The sequence below is a fragment of the Stenotrophomonas sp. 3(2025) genome, from assembly GCF_052665395.1.
Genome location: NZ_JBQOIF010000008.1, coordinates 141,401 through 162,068, shown reverse-complemented (window position 1 = coordinate 162,068; position 20,668 = coordinate 141,401). Strand labels below are relative to the sequence as shown.

Below are 20,668 nucleotides of genomic sequence, written 5' to 3'. Positions count from 1 at the left end.
GGCCGCCAACACAAGCTTGTGCCGACGGTGGTCTGCCCGGCATCATATCGGCTTCTTCCTACGGACGCGGCCATCAAAGCCCGCCTCGGGCGATGGCCAAACGGAGCATCGCGCTTGAACGAGAACATCCTGTGGTTGCACGAACTGCGTCTGGCCGACCTGGCCCGCGTAGGCGGCAAGAATTCCTCGCTGGGCGAGATGATCGGCAACCTTGCCGGTCTGGGCGTCTCCGTTCCGGGGGGCTACGCGACCACGTCTGAAGCCTTCAAGGACTTCATCGCGCACAACGACCTGTCCAAGCGCATCTTCGACAAGCTGGCCACGCTGGACGTCGAGGACGTCAACGCGCTGACCGCAGCCGGCAAGGAAATCCGCGGCTGGGTGATCGATGCACCGCTGCAGCCGCAGCTGGACCAGGACATCCGCACTGCCTACGCCAAGCTGAGCGCCGACAACGGCGGCGGCGACGTGGCCGTGGCCGTGCGTTCCTCGGCCACCGCCGAAGACCTGCCCGACGCGTCCTTCGCCGGCCAGCAGGAAACCTTCCTCAACGTCACCGGTGCCGACGATGTCGTGCACAAGGTCAAGGAAGTGTTCGCCTCGCTGTACAACGACCGTGCCATCGCTTACCGCGTGCACCACGGCTTCAAGCACGAGGACGTGTTCCTGTCCGCAGGCGTGCAGCTGATGGTGCGTTCGGGCGTGGGCGCGTCCGGCGTGCTGTTCACCCTGGACACCGAATCCGGCTTCCGCGACGTGGTGTTCGTCACCTCCTCGTTCGGCCTGGGCGAAATGGTCGTGCAGGGCGCGGTCAACCCCGACGAGTTCTACGTCTACAAGCCCACCCTGCAGGCCGGCAAGCCGGCGATCCTGCGCCGCTCGCTCGGCAGCAAGGCGATCCGCATGGTGTACTCGGATGTCCCCGGCGAGCGCGTCAGGATCGAGGACACCCCGGCCGAACTGCGCACCACCTTCTCGATCAACGATGAAGACGTGGCCGAACTGTCGCGCCAGGCGCTGACCATCGAAAAGCACTACGGCCGCCCGATGGACATCGAGTGGGCCAAGGACGGTGTCAGCGGCAAGCTGTTCATCGTGCAGGCGCGCCCGGAGACCGTGAAGTCGCGCAGCCATGCCACCCAGATCGAGCGTTTCGCACTGACCGAGAAGGGCGGCAACGTTCTCGCCGAAGGCCGCGCCGTGGGCGCCAAGATCGGTGCCGGCGTGGCACGTGTGGTGAAGACGCTGGAAGACATGAACCGCGTGCAGCCGGGCGACGTGCTGATCGCCGACATGACCGATCCCGATTGGGAGCCGGTGATGAAGCGTGCCTCGGCGATCGTCACCAACCGCGGCGGCCGTACCTGCCACGCGGCGATCATCGCGCGCGAGCTGGGCGTGCCGGCCGTGGTCGGTTCGGGCAACGCCACCAAGGTCATCGAGGATGGCCAGCTGGTCACCGTCAGCTGCGCTGAAGGCGATACCGGCTTCATCTACGAAGGCAAGCTCGGCTTCGAGCGCACCACCACCGATCTGGGCAACATGCCGCCGGCACCGTTGAAGATCATGATGAACGTGGCCAACCCGGAACGTGCCTTCGACTTCGGCCAGCTGCCGAACGCGGGCATCGGCCTGGCGCGCCTGGAAATGATCATCGCCAGCCACATCGGCATCCACCCCAACGCGCTGCTGGAGTACGACCGCCAGGATGCGGCGACGAAGAAGAAGATCGACGAGAAGATCGCCGGTTATTCCGACCCGGTCGGCTTCTACGTGGACCGTCTGGCCGAAGGCATCGCCACCCTGACCGCCTCGGTCGCGCCGAACCCGGTGATCGTGCGCCTGTCGGACTTCAAGTCCAACGAGTACGCCAACCTGATCGGCGGCAGCAACTACGAGCCGCACGAAGAGAACCCGATGATCGGCTTCCGCGGCGCCAGCCGTTACGTCGATCCGAGCTTCTCGGCCGCCTTCGCACTGGAGTGCAAGGCCGTGCTGCGCGTGCGCAACGAGATGGGCCTGGACAACCTGTGGGTCATGATCCCGTTCGTGCGCACCCTGGAAGAAGGCCGCAAGGTCGTCGAGGTGCTGGCCCAGAACGGTCTGAAGCAGGGCGAGAACGGCCTGAAGATCATCATGATGTGCGAAGTGCCGTCCAACGCGCTGCTCGCCGATGAGTTCCTGGAGATCTTCGACGGCTTCTCGATCGGTTCCAACGACCTGACCCAGCTGACCCTCGGCCTGGACCGCGATTCGTCGATCGTGGCGCACCTGTTCGATGAGCGGAACCCGGCGGTGAAGAAGCTGCTGTCGATGGCGATCAAGTCCGCACGTGCCAAGGGCAAGTACGTCGGCATCTGCGGCCAGGGCCCGTCCGATCATCCGGATCTGGCCGAATGGCTGATGCAGGAAGGCATCGAGTCGGTGTCGTTGAATCCGGACACCGTGGTCGATACCTGGCTGCGCCTGGCCAAGTTGAAGGCCAAGGGGTGACCTGTTGACGTGTGATGGCTGACGTCGCTTTCATCGACGCCTGCCCATACTGAAGCTGCACGCAAGCCCCGCCTCTGCGGGGCTTGCTGTTTCTGGCGTCCGCGTACGCCATGTTTCCGTCGCACCTGTTCCCGTTGCAAAGGAGTCCGCATGATCGCCGCTGCCCCACCCTCCCCCGCCACGACCTCCTGGTTCCGCTCACTCGACTGGGAACGCCTGCTGGAGACCTACGGCGTGCCGTTGCTGGCCGCGATCGTGGTGCTGCTGGTCGGCATGTGGCTCGCACGACGGCTGTCCAATGCCATGCCGCGCGCCACCTCGCGCATGGGCGTGGACCCGATGCTGGGCAGCTTCCTGCGCAACGTGGTCTACGCGGCCTCGCTGGTGATCGTGGTGATCCTGGCCATCGGCACGCTGGGCGTGCAGATCACTCCGCTGCTGGCCGTGCTCGGTACCGCCGGCCTCGCCGTTGGCCTGGCGCTGAAGGATTCGCTGTCGAATATCGCCTCGGGCGTGATGCTGGTGACCCTGCGTCCGTTCCGCGTGGGTGATGTGGTGACCATCGCCGGGCAGACCGGCACGGTTCGCGAGGTACGCATTTTCCAGACCGTGATCACCGGCGCGGACAACCAGCACACCACCATTCCGAACACGCTGATCACCGCCGCACCGATCATCAACCTCACCGCAGAGCCCACCCGCCGCGTCGAGCTGGTGGTGGGCATCGGTTACGAAGACAACATCCAGCTGGCGCGTGATACCGCACTGGCGCTGATGAAGGCCGACCCGCGCGTGCTGCAGACGCCGGCACCGGACGTGGTGGTGTACGAGCTGGGTGCGCACGCGATCAATCTGGGCATCCGCTGCTACGTGAAGTCGGCCGATCACTTCGGCACCAAGGTCACCCTGCTCGAACAGATCAAGCTGGGCTACGACAAGGCCGGCATCAACATCCCGTATCCGCAGCAGGACATGCACCTGTACCTGCATGGCAGGGATGGCGGCGTGGTCGAGGCCGATGCACTGGTGCGCGACAAGCCCTGATCGGCAGTGCCGACCAACGGTCGGCACCCATCCACTGTCATCGGTAGCACCGGGCCATGCCCGGCGGACGCTGCTTCAGGCCTCGACTGCCTCTTCCAGCACCGGATAGTCGGTGAATCCCGCCGCGCCACCACCGAAGTACGTCGCGCGATCGGGCGAATTCAACACCGCGCCGCTGCGCAGGCGATCGGGCAGATCGGGATTGGCGATGAACGGCCGACCGAAGCCGATCAGGTCGGCCCAGCCTTCCTCCAGCGCCTGCCTGGCACGCTCGGCAGTGTACTTGCCGGCGTAGATCAGCGTTCCCGGATAGATCATCCGCAGCGCCTGCTTGAACGCGACCGGCATCAACGGGGCATCCTCCCAGTCGGCCTCGGCGATGTGCAGGTAACCCACACCCAGCTCGCCCAGCAGGTGTGCGGCAGCCAGATAGGTCGCCTGCGGCGTGTCATCCACCGCCCCCTGCAGCGTGGTCAGCGGCGCCAGACGCACGCCGACACGCTCGCCGCCAGCGACATCGACCACCGCCTGCACCACTTCGCGCAGGAAGCGCAGGCGATTGCGCAGCGCGCCGCCATAGCCATCGGTACGCTGGTTGGCCTGCGAGTCGATGAACTGGTTGATCAGGTAGCCGTTCGCGCCGTGCAGCTCGACGCCATCGAATCCGGCAGCCAGGGCATTGCGGGCAGCCTGCGCATAGTCGGCCACGACGCCCGGAATCTCGTCCTCGCCCAGCGCGCGCGGCATCGAGTGCTGGATCATCTCGCCCACGCCGGATTCCGGACCGGCACCGGTGGGGTCGACGAAGACCTTCACCCCGTCGGCCAGCAGGGCCGAGGAAGAGACCGGCGCCGCGCCGTCCGGTTGCAGGGCCACATGGGAGACGCGGCCGACATGCCAGAGCTGGGCGTAGATGCGCCCACCGGCCGCGTGCACGGCATCGGTGACCCTGCGCCAGCCCTGCACCTGTTCGTCGCTGTGGATGCCCGGGGTCCAGGCATAGCCCTGGCCCTGCGGGCTGATCTGGGTGCCTTCGCTGACGATCAGCCCGGCACCAGCGCGCTGGGCGTAGTACTCGGCCATCTGCACGGTGGCGACATTGCCGGCCGCCGCACGCGAGCGGGTCATCGGCGGCATCACGATACGGTTGGGCAGCGTCAGCGCGCCCAGGCGGTGGGGGGTGAACAACATGGCGGCACTCTCTTACGGGGGATTGCCGGCAAGGATGGGGATGGCGCTGCGCGCGCAACAGGCGCGTCCGCGCAAAACAGTTGTGCCGCCGGGGCAACGATGCCGCATCCACGCGTGGCGTGGATTACAACGTCGGCTCGATCAACGCCCCGCCGTGTGCGATGCGGTCGTAGCAGTCTCGCACGACCTCTTCGCCGTACTTCAGCTCCAGCCGGCGCACGATGAAATGGCCGCGGGCCATGTCCTGGTAGTAGTCGGTGAACATGGTGTTGAGCGTCGCGCCGGCTGCCGCACCGACGATCGGTACCGCCTGCGCGGCAAACTTCTCGGTGACCACCACGCCGAAACGGGCGGCGACCTTTTCCACCACCTTGGCCAGCAGCTTGCCGGCTTCCTTCGGCGCCACGCCCAGGGTCAGGTCACGTCCGGTCACCACGCGCCCGGCCAGTTCGGCCGAGAGGTGGCGCATGACATCGGTGGTGAAACCACGGGCGAGGTAGTAGCCGGTCTCGCTGGCATCGTCGCGCGGCGAATTGCCGCCCAGTGCAAACACCTCCAGGCAGGCCTGGCGGGTGCTGAACTGCGATAGATCGAAGCCTTCGCTGCGGGCAACGTCGGCTACCGCGCGCATCATGATCGTGGTCGACACCGGCAGCTCGATGAACAGCGCAGCGAAACCGAACGCCCCACCCACCGCGCCGGACGTCGCCGCCGCCAGCTTGTGCCAACGCGTCGAGGCGCTCTTGCCCGGGGTGTTGTCCATGCTCCACAGCGCGGCCTGCACGGATTTGGACAACGCCGCCTGCACCGCACCATGGATGCGGTTGGACACCGAGGTGGGAAGCGCCTTCACCGCGAACTCCAGCGGCGTTCCGACCAGGTTGGCCATGCGCGCGGTGATCGTGGGGGCTTCCAGCAGCGCGACCGCCCGCTGCAGGTCAGACCAGTCACCCGCGTCGTGGACGATATCGCGGGGCAGCAGAATGGGCTCGTTCATGCGGCCGATCTTAGCGACAGGGAGTTGAACGCAGGGTGGTGCCGGCCGCCGGACGACAACCCTGCGCGGCCGGCGGGGATCAGGCGATTGCCGGCCAGCGCCTGGCACTCCCCCTCACGGGCTCGGCAGTCCCGACAGCGCGCCCATGAACTGGCGGTAGTGGCGCAGCTCGTTGATCGAATCGTGCACATCGCTCAGTGCAGTGTGGTTGCTGTTCTTGCCCACGCCCGCAGCCACGCTTGGCGCCCAGCGCTTGGCCAGTTCCTTCACCGTGGACACGTCCAGGTTGCGGTAGTGGAAGTACTTTTCCAGCCGCGGCATCTGCCGGTGCAGGAAGCGGCGGTCCTGGCAGATGGAGTTACCCGACATCGGTGACACGCCGGCCGGAATCCACTGCGCCAGGAAGGCCACGGTCTGCGCTTCGGCCTGGCCAAGCGTGGTGGTGCTGTCGATGACGCGCTGCCACAGGCCCGAACGACGATGCTGGTTGCGGTTCCACTCGTCCATCGCTTCCAGCGTTTCCAGGGGATGATGGATGGCGAACTCCGGGCCCTCGGCCAGCACGTTGAGCTGGGCATCTGTGACCACGGTGGCGATCTCGATGATCGAATCGTTGTCGGTATCCAACCCGGTCATTTCCAGGTCGATCCAGATCAGCCGCTCGTTGGCCGCGCCGTTCTCTGCCATCGTGTCGCCTCGTTGCTGGGCAGGCACGAGGCCGGCCGGTAATGGGAAGTGGCGGCCATCATACCCTTTCGCCACTCAGCCCTCGCCAGCGTGGTCCTCCAGCAGCAGCGGCGGCTTGCCACGCTTGGCCCTGAAATAGTTGGTCAGGCGGTTGCCCGCCTCCTTGGCCAGCACACCGGCATGGACCTCCACCCGGTGATTGTGGCGGGCGTCAGCGACCAGATCGAACACGCTGCCGCAGGCGCCCGTCTTGGGGTCGCTGGCACCGTAGACCAAGCGCGCCACGCGTGCGTGCACGATCGCCATCGCGCACATCGCGCACGGCTCCAGGGTGACATACAGGGTGCTGCCGATCAGGCGGTGATTGGCCAGCATCCGCCCGCCCTCGCGCATGGCCACGATCTCGGCATGCGCGCTGGGGTCGTGCGAGGCGATGTTGAGGTTCCAGCCCTCGCCCAGGAGCTGGCCGTCGGCTCCCACCAGCACCGCGCCGACCGGAATCTCGTCAAACTCGCGTTGCGCACGTTCGGCCAATGCCAATGCGTGGCGCATCCAGCTCTCGTCGATGTCGTGCACCGGCACGCCCAAGGTATCAGTCATGGCGTTTCTCGGATTCAAGGAATGAGCGCGCGCGTAGTGTAGCGCAGGCCTTCTGGCGCTTCCGCTGCGCCGATGCGGAGCGCCGCACCGGCAAACGCTGCATCGCCGCTTGATCTGCCGTGAAGACTCCTTCACGCTACGATCGCATTTTCGTCATCTGACGACTGTGCACTGCTGCTTGCCGGCAGCGATTTCACCTTTCGATCTCTACAGGGGGTAGTTTTGAACGCAGTTGCAGAAACCACCGTGCAGGCCAGTCCTGCCGGAAAAGCCGCATGGATCACGCTGGCGATCGCTTGGCTGTGCTTCCTCGTCCCGTTCCCCGGCCTGGGCCTGTTCCTGGGCTGGCCGCTGAACCTGGTGGCCTTCATCCTCGCCATCGTCGCGATGGCCAAGGGCGGCGCCATGAAGGGCCTGTTCCAGCTGCTGGGCTCGATCATCGTTTCGCCGATCGTGTACTTCGTCGGCCTGGCGATCTTTGCCGGCACCGTGAGCGGCATCAGTGCGCAGAGCAAGGGCCAGTACGATGCGGCCGTTGCTGAAGCCAGCGTCTCTTCAGCCGCCGCGGAGGCAGATGCTGCCGCCAAGGCTGCAGAGCCGGCAGCCACCGCCGTCACCAACGATGCCGCTACGCCCTCCGCCTCGGCTGTGGAGGTGACCGCCACCACGATGTTCAGCGACTACCAGGACAACGAGATCGCCGCCGATGGCAAGTACAAGGGCAAGGCGCTGCTGGTTTCCGGCACGGTCGACTCCATCAGCTCGGACTTCATGGACAAGCCGGTCGTGCAGCTGAGCGCCAAGCCGTTCGGCTTCGTGCAGGCCAGCGACCTGCCCAAGGACGTGGCTGCCAGCCTGAAGAAGGGCCAGAAGGTCACGCTCGCCTGCACCGGTAATGGCGAAGTCATCGGCTTCCCGGCACTGTCCGGCTGCACCGTGCAGTAAGGCGCAGCAAACAGTGACATCCAAGGCCCCGCTTCGGCGGGGCTTTCTGTTTTGCGGGTGTCGCACCGGTACAATCCGGGTACTCCGAAGCACCTTGGCCGATCCCATGACCACCCTGCGCCCTTCCCGCGTCACCGATGGTGACGCTCTCGTCGATCTCTGGCGTCGCGCCGTCGATGCTACCCATGATTTCCTCAGTACCGATGACCGCCAGGCGATCGATGCTGAAGTTGCCGGCTTCCTGCCACAGGCCCCGATGGTCGTGGCCGTCGGCGACCAGGACCAGCCGCAGGGTTTCATGCTGATCGACGGCTCGCACATGGAAGCGCTGTTCATCGATCCCGACGTGCGCGGAACCGGTATCGGCCGCCAGCTGCTGCAGCATGCGTTGGCACTGCAGCCGCAACTGACCACCGACGTCAACGCGCAGAATGCGCAGGCCGTGGGCTTCTATCGGCGCATGGGTTTCATCGAAACCGGGCGCTCGCCGGTGGATTCGCAGGGTCGTCCGTATCCCCTCATCCACCTGCGCCATCCAGGCTGACCGGCGGTTGGAACGCCGGCCGTTCCCCGGTCAGGCAACCACGTCGAACGCCGGCGAGTAACGCACCTCCCCCTGTGCCATCGGTGGCTGCAGGCACAGGGCCTGGAAATACGCCGCCGGCACGCCGGGCAGTACCAGATCCGGCACGGCACGGAAGCCGAAGCGCCCGTAGTAGGCCGGCTCGCCCAACAGCACGCAGCCGCGCGCGCCCTTCTTGCGCAGCGCCTCGATCGCGGCCCGCATCAATGCCGTGCCCACGCCGCGCCCCTGCTGCTGCGGCAGCACCGAAATCGGCCCGAGCCCGAACCAGCCCTGGCTGTCGTCCTGCACGCTGACCGGGGACAGCGCGACATGACCCACCAGTTGGCCCGCTTCCTCTGCCACCAGCGAGATGCTCAGCTCGCCGCGCTCACGCAATGCGTCGACGATGTGGTGTTCGGTATGGCTGCTGTGGACAGCATCGCGGAACGCCATTTCGGTGAGCTTGTGAATGGCGACATGGTCGTCGATGGATTCTGCGCGGATTGCAAGGTTCATGGCAGGCACTTTGTCAGGGTAAGGAAGGTGTGAATTCATGATTCAAGTCACAAATTGATAGTGAGAGCCGATCGTGACATTGAAACGCCTTGGCGCTATCGATTCGCCTGTGCCGCAGTCGATTCCCTGGCATCACCCTTCGCCGAATGCGTCAATAAATCGCCCCCCTTGTCCAGAGACGGCTGGCGCCAGCTTTCCCGGGCACTCCATAATCGCCGGACCTGTCAACAGGGAAGGATGCATGGACATGGATGTACCACGCCGTATCACGCCAAAGGGAGCGCATGAACGTCGAATCGCTCCTGATGCATGTCCCCCCCCGCATCGAAGAGATTGCCGGACATGGCGCAAGCGGCGAGAAAAACCCGACGCGCTACCAGGTCGATCTGCGTGACGCGTTACTCTCAACCATGATCACTGCGCAGAATCTCGCGCGGAGAGTGGCCTGCTCCATATATCCCTCTATGCCCCAGGGAGGCCGACATTGCGCCCCAAGATGCTTCCGTGCCTTGCTCTGCTTTTATTGACCGCCTGCAACCCGGAGTCCGCCATGAACCAGGAACGTGCCGCTGCCGAAGCCGATGTCGCCCAGGGCGGGCGTGGCCTCGCCAAGCTCAACCCCAGCCCGCGCAAGGCCTATGAACTGGTGCTGCGCCTGAAGGATGCCCCCGGCGATTTCGCGGTGGTCGAGGGCGTCGCGCAGTACGACGTCATCAACGAAGACCAGTGCGGTCACATCGAGCCCGCCACAGGCACCGCAGCGCGCATCACCAGCCAGGAACCGGTGCAGCTGCGCAAGGTTGCCGATGGCGAGTATCGCGGCACGTTGTATGTGGACCGTATGCTGGATGAGGACTACTACGGCCGCGGCGTCTGCAGATGGGAATTCAGCGGAGCCGGTGCCATGCTGAAAGCAACCGGCGCCGAAGACGAAACTCGCTTCCTGACCTTCGTCGATGCCAAGCCGCTGACCGACGGCAGCGCGCATACGCTCTACTATCCGGAACTGGTCTATCCGCGGGCAGATCGCGTTCCCAATTTCCCGGCCAGTGGTGAGCCTGATCGCAGCGGCTATGCCGCCGACCTGCAGGACAAGCTGTTCACGATCAGCCTTTCTGCGAGTGAGGTGGCACCGTGACCATCACCTCCCAGGACTACGCTGCGTTATCCGATGACGCCTACAAGGACCGCGCCGTCGGCCGACGTGCACCCGGCCAGGAAGAAAAGGTCACGCTCAACGGCCATGAGTACAAAATACTCGAGCATGTCGACAACCGGCTCAACGGCTATCAGGGCACCGTCTATCAGCGCGTAGACAGCAAAGAGATCGTCATTGCCCATCGTGGCACGGAGGATATTGCCCGCGATGCGATCCTGACCGATGGCGGCATGGTGGTAGCGCGCACCAATGTACAGGCACCTGACGCGATCGCATTGACCCAGAGAACGCTTGAATCTGCCGCACTTCAGTCCCGCTTGAATGGTGGACATACTCCCCAGGTCACCGTCACCGGCCACTCCCTCGGCGGCGCCCTTGCCCAGATCACCTCGCACCACTTCAACGTCAAGGGTGAGACCTTCAACGCCTATGGTGCGGTCAGCCTCAGCTACCGCATCCCCGAAGGCGGCAACACCATGATCAACCACGTCATGGCGTCCGATCCGGTCAGTGCTGCCTCGCCCCACTTCGGCCAAGTACGCATCTACGCCAACCCGGATGAGATCAAGAGGCTGTCAGCGGCCGGCTTCAGCAACCACCCGCTGCGCGACCTGATCCCGGATCGTCCAATCCTTGCAGCAGGCAGTTCGTTCGGCGCGCACAAACTGGGCAACTTCCTCAACGACGGCTCGGTACTGAAGCATCCGGAAACGCAGCAACTGGCGAAAGACAACGCCAAGATGATCGAGGAGTACCGCGACGACGTGGAATCACTGCGCCGCGGCGTCACCCGTACTGCACGCGGCATCCCTGGCGGAGCAATCGATCTGTACGACCACATCCGTGGCCCGCTGCAGCCCGGTGAGCCGGCACGCCGCGAAGCGGAGAAGAACGGCCATCACACCAGCATGCTGCGCTTGGACGATGCCAATCATCTGGGCAATCCGTTATTCAACGACGCGATCCGTGGCGTACATGCACAGGACGTGCGCGTCGGCCGCGTGCCGGATGTGATGAGTACGCAGCTGGCCGGCAGCCTGGCCGCCGAAATGCATGCCGCGGGCGGCAAGCGCATCGACGAAGTGGTGATGAACGCCGATGCCTCGCGCAGCTTCGCGGTGCAGGGCCAGGGGGGTGACCCTGCCCATCTGCGTGTATCGGTGGACACAGCCGTTGCGATGAACACGCCGCTGGAGCAGAGCAGCCAGCGCATCGAGCAGCAGGCTGCCGGCCAAGCCCTTGCACGCGAGCAGCATCTGGAACAGACCCAGGCGACCCAGCGCAGCCTGCACGCCTGAGACGCTTGCTGGAATGAAAACGGGAGCCGGCACTGCCGGCTCCCGTCATTTCTGCGGTCGATCAGGGGCTGGAGACCGCCGAGTTCGCCGCCGGCCCTGCCAGCACGTACGCATCCGGGCCCGAGTCCGGGAAGCCGCCACAGGCCTTGTCGCCCGGCGCCACCGGATCACACGGCCACTGCGCGCGCGTCATGGTATCGCGCAGCTCGAAGCGGTTGCCGTTCCACACCACGAAGGCCAGGTGTTCGCGGTTCCAGTCACTGAAGCTGTGCGGACCGGTCTTCTGCGGTGATTCCGGGTACTGCACGAACCAGCGCATGGCCGGCCCGTACTGCAACTTGCTGTGGTCCAGGCTGATCCTGCCTTCGCGGGTGCGGTGACGGGCACGATCGGCCTCGGCGATCGACGGTGCCGCCGGCATTGCCATTGCAGTGATGTCCTGCGGGACGCCATCGCTGCCCACCTGGTACACGCGCTGGCGGACGTAGGCCTGCCCGCAACTGCCGGCTGCGAGTCGGACGGGCTCTGCGGTGTTTTCATTTGGCAGTGCGCCATCGGCACAGTCGAACGGCGCCGAGACCAGGTAGGTGGTCGTCGACGCATCCGCACCTTCAAACGAACGCACCCAGATATCTCCCAGGCGGGCGATGAAGTCCGGGCGCTGGCCCATGCCGGCCACGGCCTTGAACCACGCCTTCTGGCGCACTTCGCGCTCGCGCCAGCTGCGCGGCAGGTGGATGTCCTGCTCAGGCAAGGCCACCAGCAGCGCCGCCAGGTGCGGCGGCAACGCGCCCTGGCAGGCGCCGATCATCAGATCGCCCTGCGGTGCCAGGCGACCGGCCAGATCGACCGGGCAGCGCGCACCGAGCTGGCGCTCGGCGGCCTGGTCCGGTGCCAACGGGATGATCGGCGGTGCGACGAGGGCCAGCGCGGGTGGCGGGACCGGCGCAGAGGCTGGCGCGGTGTCGGGCGACTGTGCGACGGCGGCAGCCGGGGCCGGCACCTGCGCGGGAGCCGGTGGGGCTGCGACAGGAGCCATTGCGACAGGCGCAGCATTGGTGGAGGCAACGTCGGCCGGCGGTGCCATAGGTGCTGCCGCAATCGGTGCTGCCGCAGGTGCCGGTGCACTCGCGGGTTCAGCGGCGACGGCTTCCGGAGCGACGCCCGTCGCCGGTTGCGGCTGCGGTGCGGGTTCGGGCGCCGGGGGCATGGACGGCACAGGTGCAACTACCAGGGCAGGCACCGGCTCAGCCGCGGCGACGGGAGCCGGTGCAGCTACGGCATCAGTTGCGGCGTCAGCGGGCGTCTGCGCGTCCGCCGCGGCCACTACCGGTGCTGGCACCGCCTCCTCGACGGCGGGAGCCGCCGGGGCGTCGGGTGCCTGCTGTGCGTGGGCCATGGCGGCAGCCAGTCCCAGCGGCAGCAGCCACAGTGCCGGAGCGCGACCACGCTGGGCCACTTGGGAACGCAGGAAAGTATTTCGCATGTTGTGTCCTTACAAAGAGATCCATGTAGGCACCCGAGGGTGCTCGGTGTCGTGCGATGGGCCCGCCGGTCTCCGACCTGCCGGGCGGTGCCCAGATTACAGCGATCGCGGGCGGTTCTGCTCCTGCTCGCGGGTGACCGAAGCGGTCTGTTCCTGTCGGGAAGAGGCTTCAGCCGCCAACTGCTGGCTGCTCTGCTCGAGCGGCAACTGGGCAGCGGCCTCACGCTGCACCATCGAGCGCTGCATCGCCGGGTCCCCCATGACGCCCTGCACCGCAAACAGCGCCCTGCCGTCGGTACCGGCCACCACGTGATCGATACGGCTCATCCCGGCCTTCTGTGCGCTCAACGCCAGGGCGCCGGCCGCATTGTCCAGTTCCTGCTGGCTGCGCAGGCCGCTCTGCGGCCCCATCTGCTGAAGATGACCCCGCGCGTCGGTGAACAACCGGTTGCCGGCATGGGCCGGATCGGACATGTCGCGCGCGCGCTCAGGCAACTGTGCAGGTTCGCCCACTTCGCCGCGGGCAAGCCGGTCCATCACGTCCGGGGTCAGCTTCTGCTGCCACGCCTCGAAACGCTTGAGTCGGTCCTCCACCCCGTTGACGGCACCGTTGATGGCGTAGGTCGCCTCGCGCACGTCCTCGCGCGCGTGTTCCGGAACGCGGTTCTGCCACTGCCACACCGCGATGCGACCTGCATGTTCCGGCTGCGATGCCAGCTCGGGCTGGTTGACCAGGTCCAGATCCAGCGCACTGCCGGCGCGCTCGTAGCTTTCCTTGCCGGTCAGCGGCAGATAACCGCGCCCGTGGTACTTCAGCGCATCTCCGGGCGCGTCGTTGCCCATCCGGCCGCCATACATCAGCTCGGCCAGATCATGCGGACGCCCTCGCAGGGCTTCCTGGCGCGCGGACTCCAGCGCCTCGGTGCCATTGCGCCACGCCGCTTCGACCGGGATCTGCGAGATGCCCCGGGTATAGTTGAAACTCTCGTTGAGCCGGCTCAGGCCGCGCGACTCGTGCCCTGCCTGGGCCATGAAATTGGCCAGTTCAAGGGGGGAGTCGATGCCGGCTTTCGTCGCCTGCCGCAGCAGTTGCGACTCTCTATCGGTCGACACAGTGCAACTCCTGGATGTTCATCAGCGCGGATTCCTTTCCGCCGGTTGGAGCTTGGCTCATGGAAGCGACACCTCGGCGACACTGGACGGGTCGAAGTCCTCGAACCGCACCCTGCCCAGTTCCGCCACCGAGAAATCCCGGATGTTGGTCGCCTCGGTCTCGATATCCACGACCTTGCGTCTCACCCCGTCCACCCAGCACGCCTTGTCCGCCGATGCGTAGCGGAACCGGTACGTGCTGCTCCAGCGCTCGCGGCTGCCGCCGTTGGTGATCACACTGAAGGTGTCTTCCTCAACCATTGCATACGCAAAAGGGTCGCCAGCCAGGCCACCGCGGGTGGAACACGGCACCAGCTTGTCGTTGCGCGCGGCCAGCTGCCAGCGCCCGCGCCCGTCACCGCGCAGCAACAGCAGCACCCGGTTTGGGCCGTGCTGGCCGGGCACCAGCCCTTCCGGCGTCGGCTGGTCGATGACCAGCAGCTGGTACTCGATGCCATCGCCGTTGAGCTCGCCCCTGACGGCTTCCAGCAGGTTCGCACCGGACGGAACGAATGCCAGGGCATCGTCCATGTGTGCGCCAAACCTGTCGTCCATCCCCTCCCACTCCTTCAATGTCGTCTTGCCGATGCCCGCGTTGATGACGGGCACGGTGGCGTTGCCCGGCCGCGCCGGTCACCCTGCAGATGCGGATGATAGCTCCGGGAGCACCGTGGCAGCGATGGTGGCAAGCGTCACCCGTCGGACGGGCAGACAGGGTCCTCATGGACGGAAAAGCTCCTGCAATCGGTAGCGCCGAAGCGTCATTTTTCTGACGCCAGGAGAGCTTAGCGCGAGGAGGTCTATTGCGTCGAAGAGCAGGAAAAGCGAAAAGCGGAATTGATCACAAAAAAAATGGGCTAAGCGTGAACGGTGCCTTACCTGATGAACAGACGCGCCGTGCAGACCGTGGTGGCAATCCTGCACTGATCCTGTGACATCTGCTTCCATGCCGCCTTCGCGCTGCATTGCAGCAGGGCGACAACGACCGCGCGCTGCTCCGGAATGACAGCGACAACGCTGGCGGTTTCATTGAACCGCCCCGCGCGGGATGTTGCACGCAGGGTCCGTGATGCTCGCCGGATGGCCGCGCAGCCCGGCACGCCCTGGCCACCTATTGGATACCTGCCCGGCGTGCGATTGCCTTCCGCCAAGACAGGAAAAGGCAGCAGGCCTGCAATCCACAGAAGTCACGGCTAGAAACGTGTTGGATTCGTCTCATGGCTTTCCTGCCTCCTGACAGCCTCAGGCCGTGGCCGTGGCCGACAATCGCGGTCAGCGCAATTGCTGCGCGCAGGTAGCCCCTTGGGTGGCGTAGTCACGGATGTAGCCGTCCATCGTCAGCACCGTGATATCGCAGCGATTGTTCACGTCACTGACGACATGCCCGTATACGTTCAACCCCTGAACGCGCTCACCACGATGGAGGTACAAGGTGCGCGATCCATCAGACCCGTTCTCCACGCGGTCCGGCGTTCCCCATGTCCGCACGAACTCCTGCTCGGTCTTGCCGATCCACATGTCCATGAGGTTGTTGCGACCCACACGGTTGGCTGCACGAACCGACTCATCCAGCACGCGGGTCGTTTCCCGCTGACCGCGTGCCAGGTTTGCTTCCAGGTTACGCTCAATACGGTCCAGCTCGGCGTCGGTCGGCCGATAGGTGAACGCCGGACGCGTGCCGTCCTTCCAGAGGTTCCCCCAGACGAAATTCGCGGGTGATTGGCCGACGTCACCGATAGGCAGGAAGCCCCGCTTCATCATTTCCGCGGGCACTTTGGCCTCGGGGTCAGGTCCAACGAGACAGGCAAACCGCACCAGTTGCACCTGCCACGGCTCGACCGCCTCGCTGGTCGGATCGAATCTCTCCGGTGGAACATCCTCGATTGCACGGTCGCGCCATTGCACCAGACTCATCTTCATGGCCACAGTGTTACGCGCACAGTTCACCGAGTACTTCCTGATCAGTCGATTCGGCTTGGTCGCGTTCTCGTAAACCGTATTGACCTGGATCTCGTATACCGGATCCGGGCCAGCAACGCGCTCGCCGGGCTTTGGCGGCTTCTTTCGGCGCAATTGCTTCAGGTACGCGTTCTGCTCTTCCTGCGTGGCGGTCTGCAGGAAAGCCATCAGGTCCGAGCGGCTGCTGAGCGTTTGCGCATCCACCACCCACGCCTCACGATTGGGCTTGTCGCCACCGGCGAAAATGACCCAGCTATCGGCGGCGTGTGCTGACGAACCGAGCACCAGTCCGCCGACTAGCATCACTACACGGAAGGCGGAGGGATTCTGCATGATTCGTTCCTTCGAATAGCGTGAAGACCAATGCAACGCGGATAGTGCTTTGCAGCACAGCCTACCGTGTCACGTTGACTGATGTGATCACGATATGTCCATGGCGAGAGATCTTGCGTTGACTGAGTCCTGTTTCTAAGCAGTCGCACCCTAGCAATGGTCCGGCGCAGCGTCGTGAGGATCAACCCCATGCCGCCATTGGGGGGCGCAGTAAGGGTCATGAGGATCAATCCCATGCCCCCGCTGCGGCATCGTCTGGCTGGGCAAGCCGTCGCTGGAGGCGCCATCGAGCAGGAATTTGTTGACCGACGCAGTCGATCAGAGCGCTGCCGACACACCATGTACGGCGAGATTGAGATCATCGCTGCCAGCCAGGAAGAAGATCGCCATCATTGGCGCTGCAGCCAGCGCCACCATCGGGATGCCAGCTATCGATGCGTCAAAACGCTTCGAATTTTGGCTCTGTGCAGGCTGAGTAAACAACATCACAGCCACGTCCGCCGCGGGAATCGCACAATTTAGTAGCTACGCCTTTGGCAAGCTCTTCCGTAGCTGCACTGCCAAAGCTAGTCCCAGGGGTTCCAGAGCTAGGAACAGCCGCCGCAGCGCACTGATTCTTGTAGGTAAACGAAACTCGGCAATCTCGCGCCCCTGAGCTAGCACATTCAGAAACTGCATTCTTCGCGGCGTCTGATTTCTTAACCTCACCAGTGACTGTTCCCGAGGCGCCGGTAGAGGAGGTTGCAATCGCTCCCCATGTCTTTATCCAACGGCCAGTGGCACGCGGCCCTTCCGCAGCTCCGCCACCACCAGCAGGGATTGGAGCGCAGCCTGGAGCGCGGCTGTCCCCTATTGGATACTGGCCAGGAGGACATCTACCCTCGGCAAAAGTCAAGAATGTCACTAGGCACAACAACAAAATCAAAATAACCCTCATGAAATCCTCTTCTCAAGCTTGAAGGCAGATCGCATCCGATCAAGAGGCCGAGAATCCCGCTTCAACGCACCTATTGTCGCGGTGCGGCTGCAAAAAAAATTATCTAGAAAGCCTCGAACTTTGGTTCTGTGCATGCCGAATACACGACACCACAACTCTGTCCCCCTCGAGACTGACAGAGTTCAGTAGCGACCTTCTTGGCAACATCAACAGTCTCTCCGCTCCCAAAGTTCGTACCTTGAGTGCCCGAGCTCGCAGTCGCGGCCGCCGCACACTGGTGCTTGTACGTAAAAGCGATGTCGCAATCACGTGCGCCGGTCGCTTCGCACTCAACCATTGCTACTTTTTCAGCCTCCCTCTTCTTTACCTTCCCGACCGAAACACCTGATGCCCCAGAATTGGACATTGCGATGGCGCCCCAAGTCTTGATCCACCGCCCCGTCGCTCTGGGTCCAGTATCTCCGCTGCTACCCGCAGGAATTGGCGCACATCCCGGTGCCCGACTGTCACCTATCGGGTACTGGCCAGGCGGGCATCGCCCTTCTGCCACAGAGGATTCAGCAACAAGAAAAAGTGCCGAAAGAACGAGCAATTTGCAAATCAACTTTCCAACTGATTTTTTTGGCATGGCTACGCACCTTCAACGGATGTAACTAATAGCATTAATCACTAGATCTGGCAGCACCTATCGTACTCGGGGCAGTTCTTGTTTCGCCGGTTGAGCTCGGAGGCATCGAGTTCCTCACCATATTTCCTGAATGAACCTCGGTCTGCCGCACGTCACTATTCGAAGGTGCTGCCGGCGTATACGAACCCGGCGGCTGGCCCTGCGGACCCGGCTGGCCCGCTGCCGATCCACCGATCTGGGAGTATGGCGCGAAACCGCCCAAGGTCCCCTGGAAGAACATCGCCGCCATTGGGGAGCGGTCAGGATCAGGGTCGTGAGGATCAGGCCCATGCCGCCCTGCTGCATCGCCTGGCTGGTCATGCCGTCGCTGGAGGCGCCGTCGAGCAAGAACTTGTTGACTAGGGCGGTGGACCAGAACGCTGCCGAGACACGGATCACCATGTCCAGCGCGATCGATACCATCGCTGCCAGTACCGCCATCGAGAACATCGTGCCGATGCCGTAGAACAGCCATCGCTGGAACAGCTGCTTGGTCTGGTCGAACAGCAGACACAGAATGAACAAGGGACCCAGGCCGATGAACAGCGCCAGCGCGACCTCGTAGAGCAACAACATCGCACCAGCGGTGACCGCCGGGCGCCCGTGCCCAGGCCGATGAACCACAGCGCCCGGGTCTTGTCCGCCTGCAACCCTGGATCGCTCAGGATTTTGATGCCATCAATGCTCGCCATGCCCTTCTTGCAAGCAGAGCAAGCAGCCTCTCACGCCTGCTTAGTGCCTACTAAGCTGCTGCGTTCCAATGCAATAGCCAGCTTTCGGGAATATCTTGGCATGCGCAATCACCAACTGGAACCTTCAGTTGAATATTGACCATGAAAGTGGGGCAACAGCGGCGGATGAAGATGACACAATCCTAGAACGCTTCGAACTCTGGCTCCGTACAACCAGAGTAAATAATCTGGCAATCGTCACCACCACCGGCTTGACATTCTTTAAGCGCAAGCCCCTTTGAGACTTCCTGCGTGGCTGATCGCCCAAATGATGTGCCGCCATTTCCTGCGTTGGGAACAGCTGCTGCCGCACATTGATTCTTGTAGGTAAAGGCCGGCTTGCAGTTCTTTCCACCGGCCTGCGAACAGATCGCCACAGCGTCCCGCTCTGCATCCGCCTTCCGACGTCGGCCATTTGCGACACCGGACTCTCCACTAGGGGAAAGTGCAAATGATCCCCAGGTCTTGATCCAGCGGCCTGTCGCCCTGGCTTCTGGAGCAGTCCCGCCGCCCGCAGGAATGGGTGCGCACCCCGGCGCACGACTATCACCGATTGGATATTGACCCGGCGGACAACGCCCCTCTGCCCTTACACCAACAGAGAGGGTGAGAAGGCCTGCAGCTACTACCAGCGCGCCTAGAATCATTGAACTGGATTTACTGAAAAGCATATCGGCGTCTCCGTCCTACGAGTATGACCACTTAGTTTTTTGCTGCGCCATAGGTTCCCGGTGTTACGCCTTGGCTGGAGGGAGTCGTCGATACTTGTGGAACATGCGCCCTACCTGCGCTGACATCGCTCACCTGTCCACCGCTTTTTTCAGGTGCTGCCGGCGTATACGACCCCGGCGGCTGCCCCTGCGGACCTGGCTGGCCCGCTGCCGATCCACCGATCTGGGAGTATGGCGCGAAACCACCCAAGGTCCCCTGGAAGAACATCGCCGCCATTGGGGGAGCGGTCAGGATCAGGGTCGTGAGGATCAGGCCCATGCCGCCCTGCTGCATCGCCTGGCTGGTCATGCCGTCGCTGGAGGCGCCGTCGAGCAAAAACTTGTTGACCAGGGCGGTGGACCAGAACGCGGCCGAGACACGAATCACCATGTCCAGCGCGATCGATACCATCGCTGCCAGTACCGCCATCGAGAACATCGTGCCGATGCCGTAGAACAGCCATCGCTGGAACAGCTGCTTGGTCTGGTCGAACAGCAGACACAGAATGAACAAGGGACCCAGGCCGATAAACAGCGCCAGCGCGACCTCGTAGAGCAGCAACATCGCACCAGCGGTGACCGCCGGGCCGCCCGTGCCCAGGCCGATGAACCACAGCGCCCGGGTCTTGTCCGCCTGCAACCCTGGATCATTCAGGATCTTGATGCCATCAATGCTCGACAGCGCCACCTGCATCCAGGCCAAGCTCTTGTCGATCTGGTCTTCCGGCTGCTGGTCCTTGCCGGTCACCACGTGGGTGATCAGGCCTTTGACGTCCTCGTTGAGGAATTTCTGCAGGTTGCTGCCGAACATCGCCATGCTGGTGGCAACGCTCACAATCAACGCCGCGCGCGCCATATTGGTCACCAGCACCATCATGGAGTCGCGGCTGCGGCCGGTGACGATCCGGAAGCCCTGGATCAGTACCCACAGCGTCATCAGCACCAGGGCAATGCCACCGACCCAGGACATCATGCGCCCCATCAGGTCGATGCCATAGTCACTGATCCTGTCGCGCAGGTAATCCATGATCAGCTTGAAGAAGACGAAATCGCCGATCGACTGGACACGCACAGCGTAGCCCAGCAGATCCTGCAATCCGCCTGAGAAATCAAAGTTGGCCAGCCACCTGATCGTCATTTCCACAATCCCTTGGTAATTCCGTTACTGCATGAAATGCCGCATTGCTTTGCAGCGCCT

The 20,668-nt window shown here is 63.9% G+C and carries 20 protein-coding genes and 1 pseudogene; 6 read left to right on the top strand and 15 right to left on the bottom strand.

Annotated features, from left to right (window positions below; genetic code table 11):
* The first annotated feature begins 114 nt into the window (after positions 1-114).
* Together ppsA and ACUXVE_RS08795 are read left to right on the top strand one after the other, a co-directional pair.
* Positions 115-2,493, top strand: a complete 2,379-nt coding sequence (gene ppsA / locus ACUXVE_RS08800) for a phosphoenolpyruvate synthase (RefSeq protein WP_180830985.1) — start codon at positions 115-117, stop codon at positions 2,491-2,493.
* A gap of 150 nt (positions 2,494-2,643) precedes the next feature.
* The gene (locus tag ACUXVE_RS08795; RefSeq protein ID WP_445514238.1) at positions 2,644-3,537 is read left to right on the top strand and encodes a mechanosensitive ion channel family protein; all 894 of its coding nucleotides are present in this window, start codon (positions 2,644-2,646) and stop codon (positions 3,535-3,537) included.
* A gap of 75 nt (positions 3,538-3,612) precedes the next feature.
* Here the strand turns inward: ACUXVE_RS08795 and ACUXVE_RS08790 are convergent, their stop codons facing one another.
* From ACUXVE_RS08790 to tadA, 4 genes are all read right to left on the bottom strand, one after another.
* Positions 3,613-4,728 (bottom strand): alkene reductase, encoded by a 1,116-nt coding sequence (locus tag ACUXVE_RS08790; RefSeq protein ID WP_445514237.1) that lies wholly within the window; start codon positions 4,726-4,728, stop codon positions 3,613-3,615.
* 124 nt (positions 4,729-4,852) lie between these two features.
* Entirely contained in the window at positions 4,853-5,725 is an 873-nt protein-coding gene (locus ACUXVE_RS08785; RefSeq protein WP_093819144.1) for an EcsC family protein, read from the bottom strand.
* 114 nt (positions 5,726-5,839) lie between these two features.
* Positions 5,840-6,412, bottom strand: coding sequence for an oligoribonuclease (gene orn, locus ACUXVE_RS08780; protein WP_025879267.1), 573 nt, complete (start codon positions 6,410-6,412; stop codon positions 5,840-5,842).
* Positions 6,413-6,487: 75 nt separating this feature from the next.
* Positions 6,488-7,012 carry a tRNA adenosine(34) deaminase TadA gene (gene tadA, locus ACUXVE_RS08775; protein WP_445514236.1) on the bottom strand — a complete coding sequence of 175 codons (525 nt, stop codon included), beginning with the start codon at positions 7,010-7,012 and terminating at the stop codon, positions 6,488-6,490.
* 222 nt (positions 7,013-7,234) lie between these two features.
* Between tadA and ACUXVE_RS08770 the strand changes: the two genes are divergently transcribed.
* Together ACUXVE_RS08770 and ACUXVE_RS08765 are read left to right on the top strand one after the other, a co-directional pair.
* On the top strand, positions 7,235-7,957 hold the full coding sequence (locus ACUXVE_RS08770; RefSeq protein ID WP_220387492.1) for an OB-fold protein: 723 nt from the start codon (positions 7,235-7,237) through the stop codon (positions 7,955-7,957).
* 106 nt (positions 7,958-8,063) lie between these two features.
* Positions 8,064-8,501, top strand: a complete 438-nt coding sequence (locus tag ACUXVE_RS08765; protein WP_445514235.1) for an acetyltransferase — start codon at positions 8,064-8,066, stop codon at positions 8,499-8,501.
* A gap of 30 nt (positions 8,502-8,531) precedes the next feature.
* Here ACUXVE_RS08765 and ACUXVE_RS08760 read toward each other — a convergent pair whose 3' ends face one another.
* A complete protein-coding gene (locus ACUXVE_RS08760) occupies positions 8,532-9,038 on the bottom strand; it encodes a GNAT family N-acetyltransferase (protein WP_445514234.1) in 507 nt (168 codons plus the stop codon).
* A gap of 484 nt (positions 9,039-9,522) precedes the next feature.
* Here ACUXVE_RS08760 and ACUXVE_RS08755 point away from each other — a divergent pair, with 484 nt between their 5' ends.
* The gene (locus ACUXVE_RS08755) at positions 9,523-10,176 is read left to right on the top strand and encodes a hypothetical protein (protein WP_222389044.1); all 654 of its coding nucleotides are present in this window, start codon (positions 9,523-9,525) and stop codon (positions 10,174-10,176) included.
* The gene (locus ACUXVE_RS08750) at positions 10,173-11,495 is read left to right on the top strand and encodes an XVIPCD domain-containing protein (protein ID WP_445514233.1); all 1,323 of its coding nucleotides are present in this window, start codon (positions 10,173-10,175) and stop codon (positions 11,493-11,495) included. The genes ACUXVE_RS08755 and ACUXVE_RS08750 overlap by 4 nt, the downstream gene beginning before the upstream one ends.
* A gap of 61 nt (positions 11,496-11,556) precedes the next feature.
* On the opposite strand, the gene ACUXVE_RS08745 is transcribed toward ACUXVE_RS08750, so the two are convergent.
* The 10 genes and pseudogenes from ACUXVE_RS08745 to ACUXVE_RS08700 form a co-directional block, all read right to left on the bottom strand.
* The gene (locus ACUXVE_RS08745) at positions 11,557-12,534 is read right to left on the bottom strand and encodes a hypothetical protein (protein ID WP_445514232.1); all 978 of its coding nucleotides are present in this window, start codon (positions 12,532-12,534) and stop codon (positions 11,557-11,559) included.
* Positions 12,535-13,077: 543 nt separating this feature from the next.
* Entirely contained in the window at positions 13,078-14,094 is a 1,017-nt protein-coding gene (locus tag ACUXVE_RS08740) for an XVIPCD domain-containing protein (protein WP_445514231.1), read from the bottom strand.
* Positions 14,095-14,151: 57 nt separating this feature from the next.
* Complete coding sequence (locus ACUXVE_RS08735) at positions 14,152-14,688, bottom strand: hypothetical protein (RefSeq protein WP_032952144.1); 537 nt, start codon at positions 14,686-14,688, stop codon at positions 14,152-14,154.
* 717 nt (positions 14,689-15,405) lie between these two features.
* A complete protein-coding gene (locus ACUXVE_RS08730) occupies positions 15,406-16,425 on the bottom strand; it encodes a hypothetical protein (RefSeq protein ID WP_445514230.1) in 1,020 nt (339 codons plus the stop codon).
* Between the two features lie 318 nt (positions 16,426-16,743).
* Positions 16,744-16,911 carry a hypothetical protein gene (locus ACUXVE_RS08725; RefSeq protein WP_195763023.1) on the bottom strand — a complete coding sequence of 56 codons (168 nt, stop codon included), beginning with the start codon at positions 16,909-16,911 and terminating at the stop codon, positions 16,744-16,746.
* Positions 16,865-17,362 (bottom strand): DUF4189 domain-containing protein, encoded by a 498-nt coding sequence (locus ACUXVE_RS08720; RefSeq protein ID WP_445514229.1) that lies wholly within the window; start codon positions 17,360-17,362, stop codon positions 16,865-16,867. Before ACUXVE_RS08720 ends, ACUXVE_RS08725 begins: the two co-directional genes overlap by 47 nt.
* Positions 17,363-17,465: 103 nt before the next feature.
* Positions 17,466-17,990: a DUF4189 domain-containing protein gene (locus ACUXVE_RS08715; RefSeq protein WP_445514228.1), complete on the bottom strand. Its 525-nt coding sequence runs from the start codon at positions 17,988-17,990 to the stop codon at positions 17,466-17,468.
* Between the two features lie 34 nt (positions 17,991-18,024).
* Positions 18,025-18,721, bottom strand: a pseudogene (locus tag ACUXVE_RS08710) (type IV secretion system protein); the annotation flags it as partial.
* 182 nt (positions 18,722-18,903) lie between these two features.
* Positions 18,904-19,407, bottom strand: a complete 504-nt coding sequence (locus tag ACUXVE_RS08705; RefSeq protein WP_222390902.1) for a DUF4189 domain-containing protein — start codon at positions 19,405-19,407, stop codon at positions 18,904-18,906.
* A 55-nt stretch (positions 19,408-19,462) separates the two neighbouring features.
* Complete coding sequence (locus ACUXVE_RS08700; protein ID WP_445514227.1) at positions 19,463-20,608, bottom strand: type IV secretion system protein; 1,146 nt, start codon at positions 20,606-20,608, stop codon at positions 19,463-19,465.
* Between the last annotated feature and the right edge of the window lie 60 nt (positions 20,609-20,668).

Coding starts and splice junctions, on each gene's coding strand:
- ACUXVE_RS08795 (WP_445514238.1), top strand. CDS start 2,644: ATGATCGCCGCTGCCCCACCCTCCCCCGCCACGACCTCCTGGTTCCGC.
- ACUXVE_RS08790 (WP_445514237.1), bottom strand. CDS start 4,728: ATGTTGTTCACCCCCCACCGCCTGGGCGCGCTGACGCTGCCCAACCGT.
- ACUXVE_RS08785 (WP_093819144.1), bottom strand. CDS start 5,725: ATGAACGAGCCCATTCTGCTGCCCCGCGATATCGTCCACGACGCGGGT.
- orn (WP_025879267.1), bottom strand. CDS start 6,412: ATGGCAGAGAACGGCGCGGCCAACGAGCGGCTGATCTGGATCGACCTG.
- tadA (WP_445514236.1), bottom strand. CDS start 7,012: ATGACTGATACCTTGGGCGTGCCGGTGCACGACATCGACGAGAGCTGG.
- ACUXVE_RS08765 (WP_445514235.1), top strand. CDS start 8,064: ATGACCACCCTGCGCCCTTCCCGCGTCACCGATGGTGACGCTCTCGTC.
- ACUXVE_RS08760 (WP_445514234.1), bottom strand. CDS start 9,038: ATGAACCTTGCAATCCGCGCAGAATCCATCGACGACCATGTCGCCATT.
- ACUXVE_RS08745 (WP_445514232.1), bottom strand. CDS start 12,534: ATGGCTCCTGTCGCAGCCCCACCGGCTCCCGCGCAGGTGCCGGCCCCG.
- ACUXVE_RS08735 (WP_032952144.1), bottom strand. CDS start 14,688: ATGGACGACAGGTTTGGCGCACACATGGACGATGCCCTGGCATTCGTT.
- ACUXVE_RS08730 (WP_445514230.1), bottom strand. CDS start 16,425: ATGCAGAATCCCTCCGCCTTCCGTGTAGTGATGCTAGTCGGCGGACTG.
- ACUXVE_RS08725 (WP_195763023.1), bottom strand. CDS start 16,911: ATGTTGTTTACTCAGCCTGCACAGAGCCAAAATTCGAAGCGTTTTGAC.
- ACUXVE_RS08720 (WP_445514229.1), bottom strand. CDS start 17,362: ATGAGGGTTATTTTGATTTTGTTGTTGTGCCTAGTGACATTCTTGACT.
- ACUXVE_RS08715 (WP_445514228.1), bottom strand. CDS start 17,990: ATGCCAAAAAAATCAGTTGGAAAGTTGATTTGCAAATTGCTCGTTCTT.
- ACUXVE_RS08705 (WP_222390902.1), bottom strand. CDS start 19,407: ATGATTCTAGGCGCGCTGGTAGTAGCTGCAGGCCTTCTCACCCTCTCT.
- ACUXVE_RS08700 (WP_445514227.1), bottom strand. CDS start 20,608: ATGACGATCAGGTGGCTGGCCAACTTTGATTTCTCAGGCGGATTGCAG.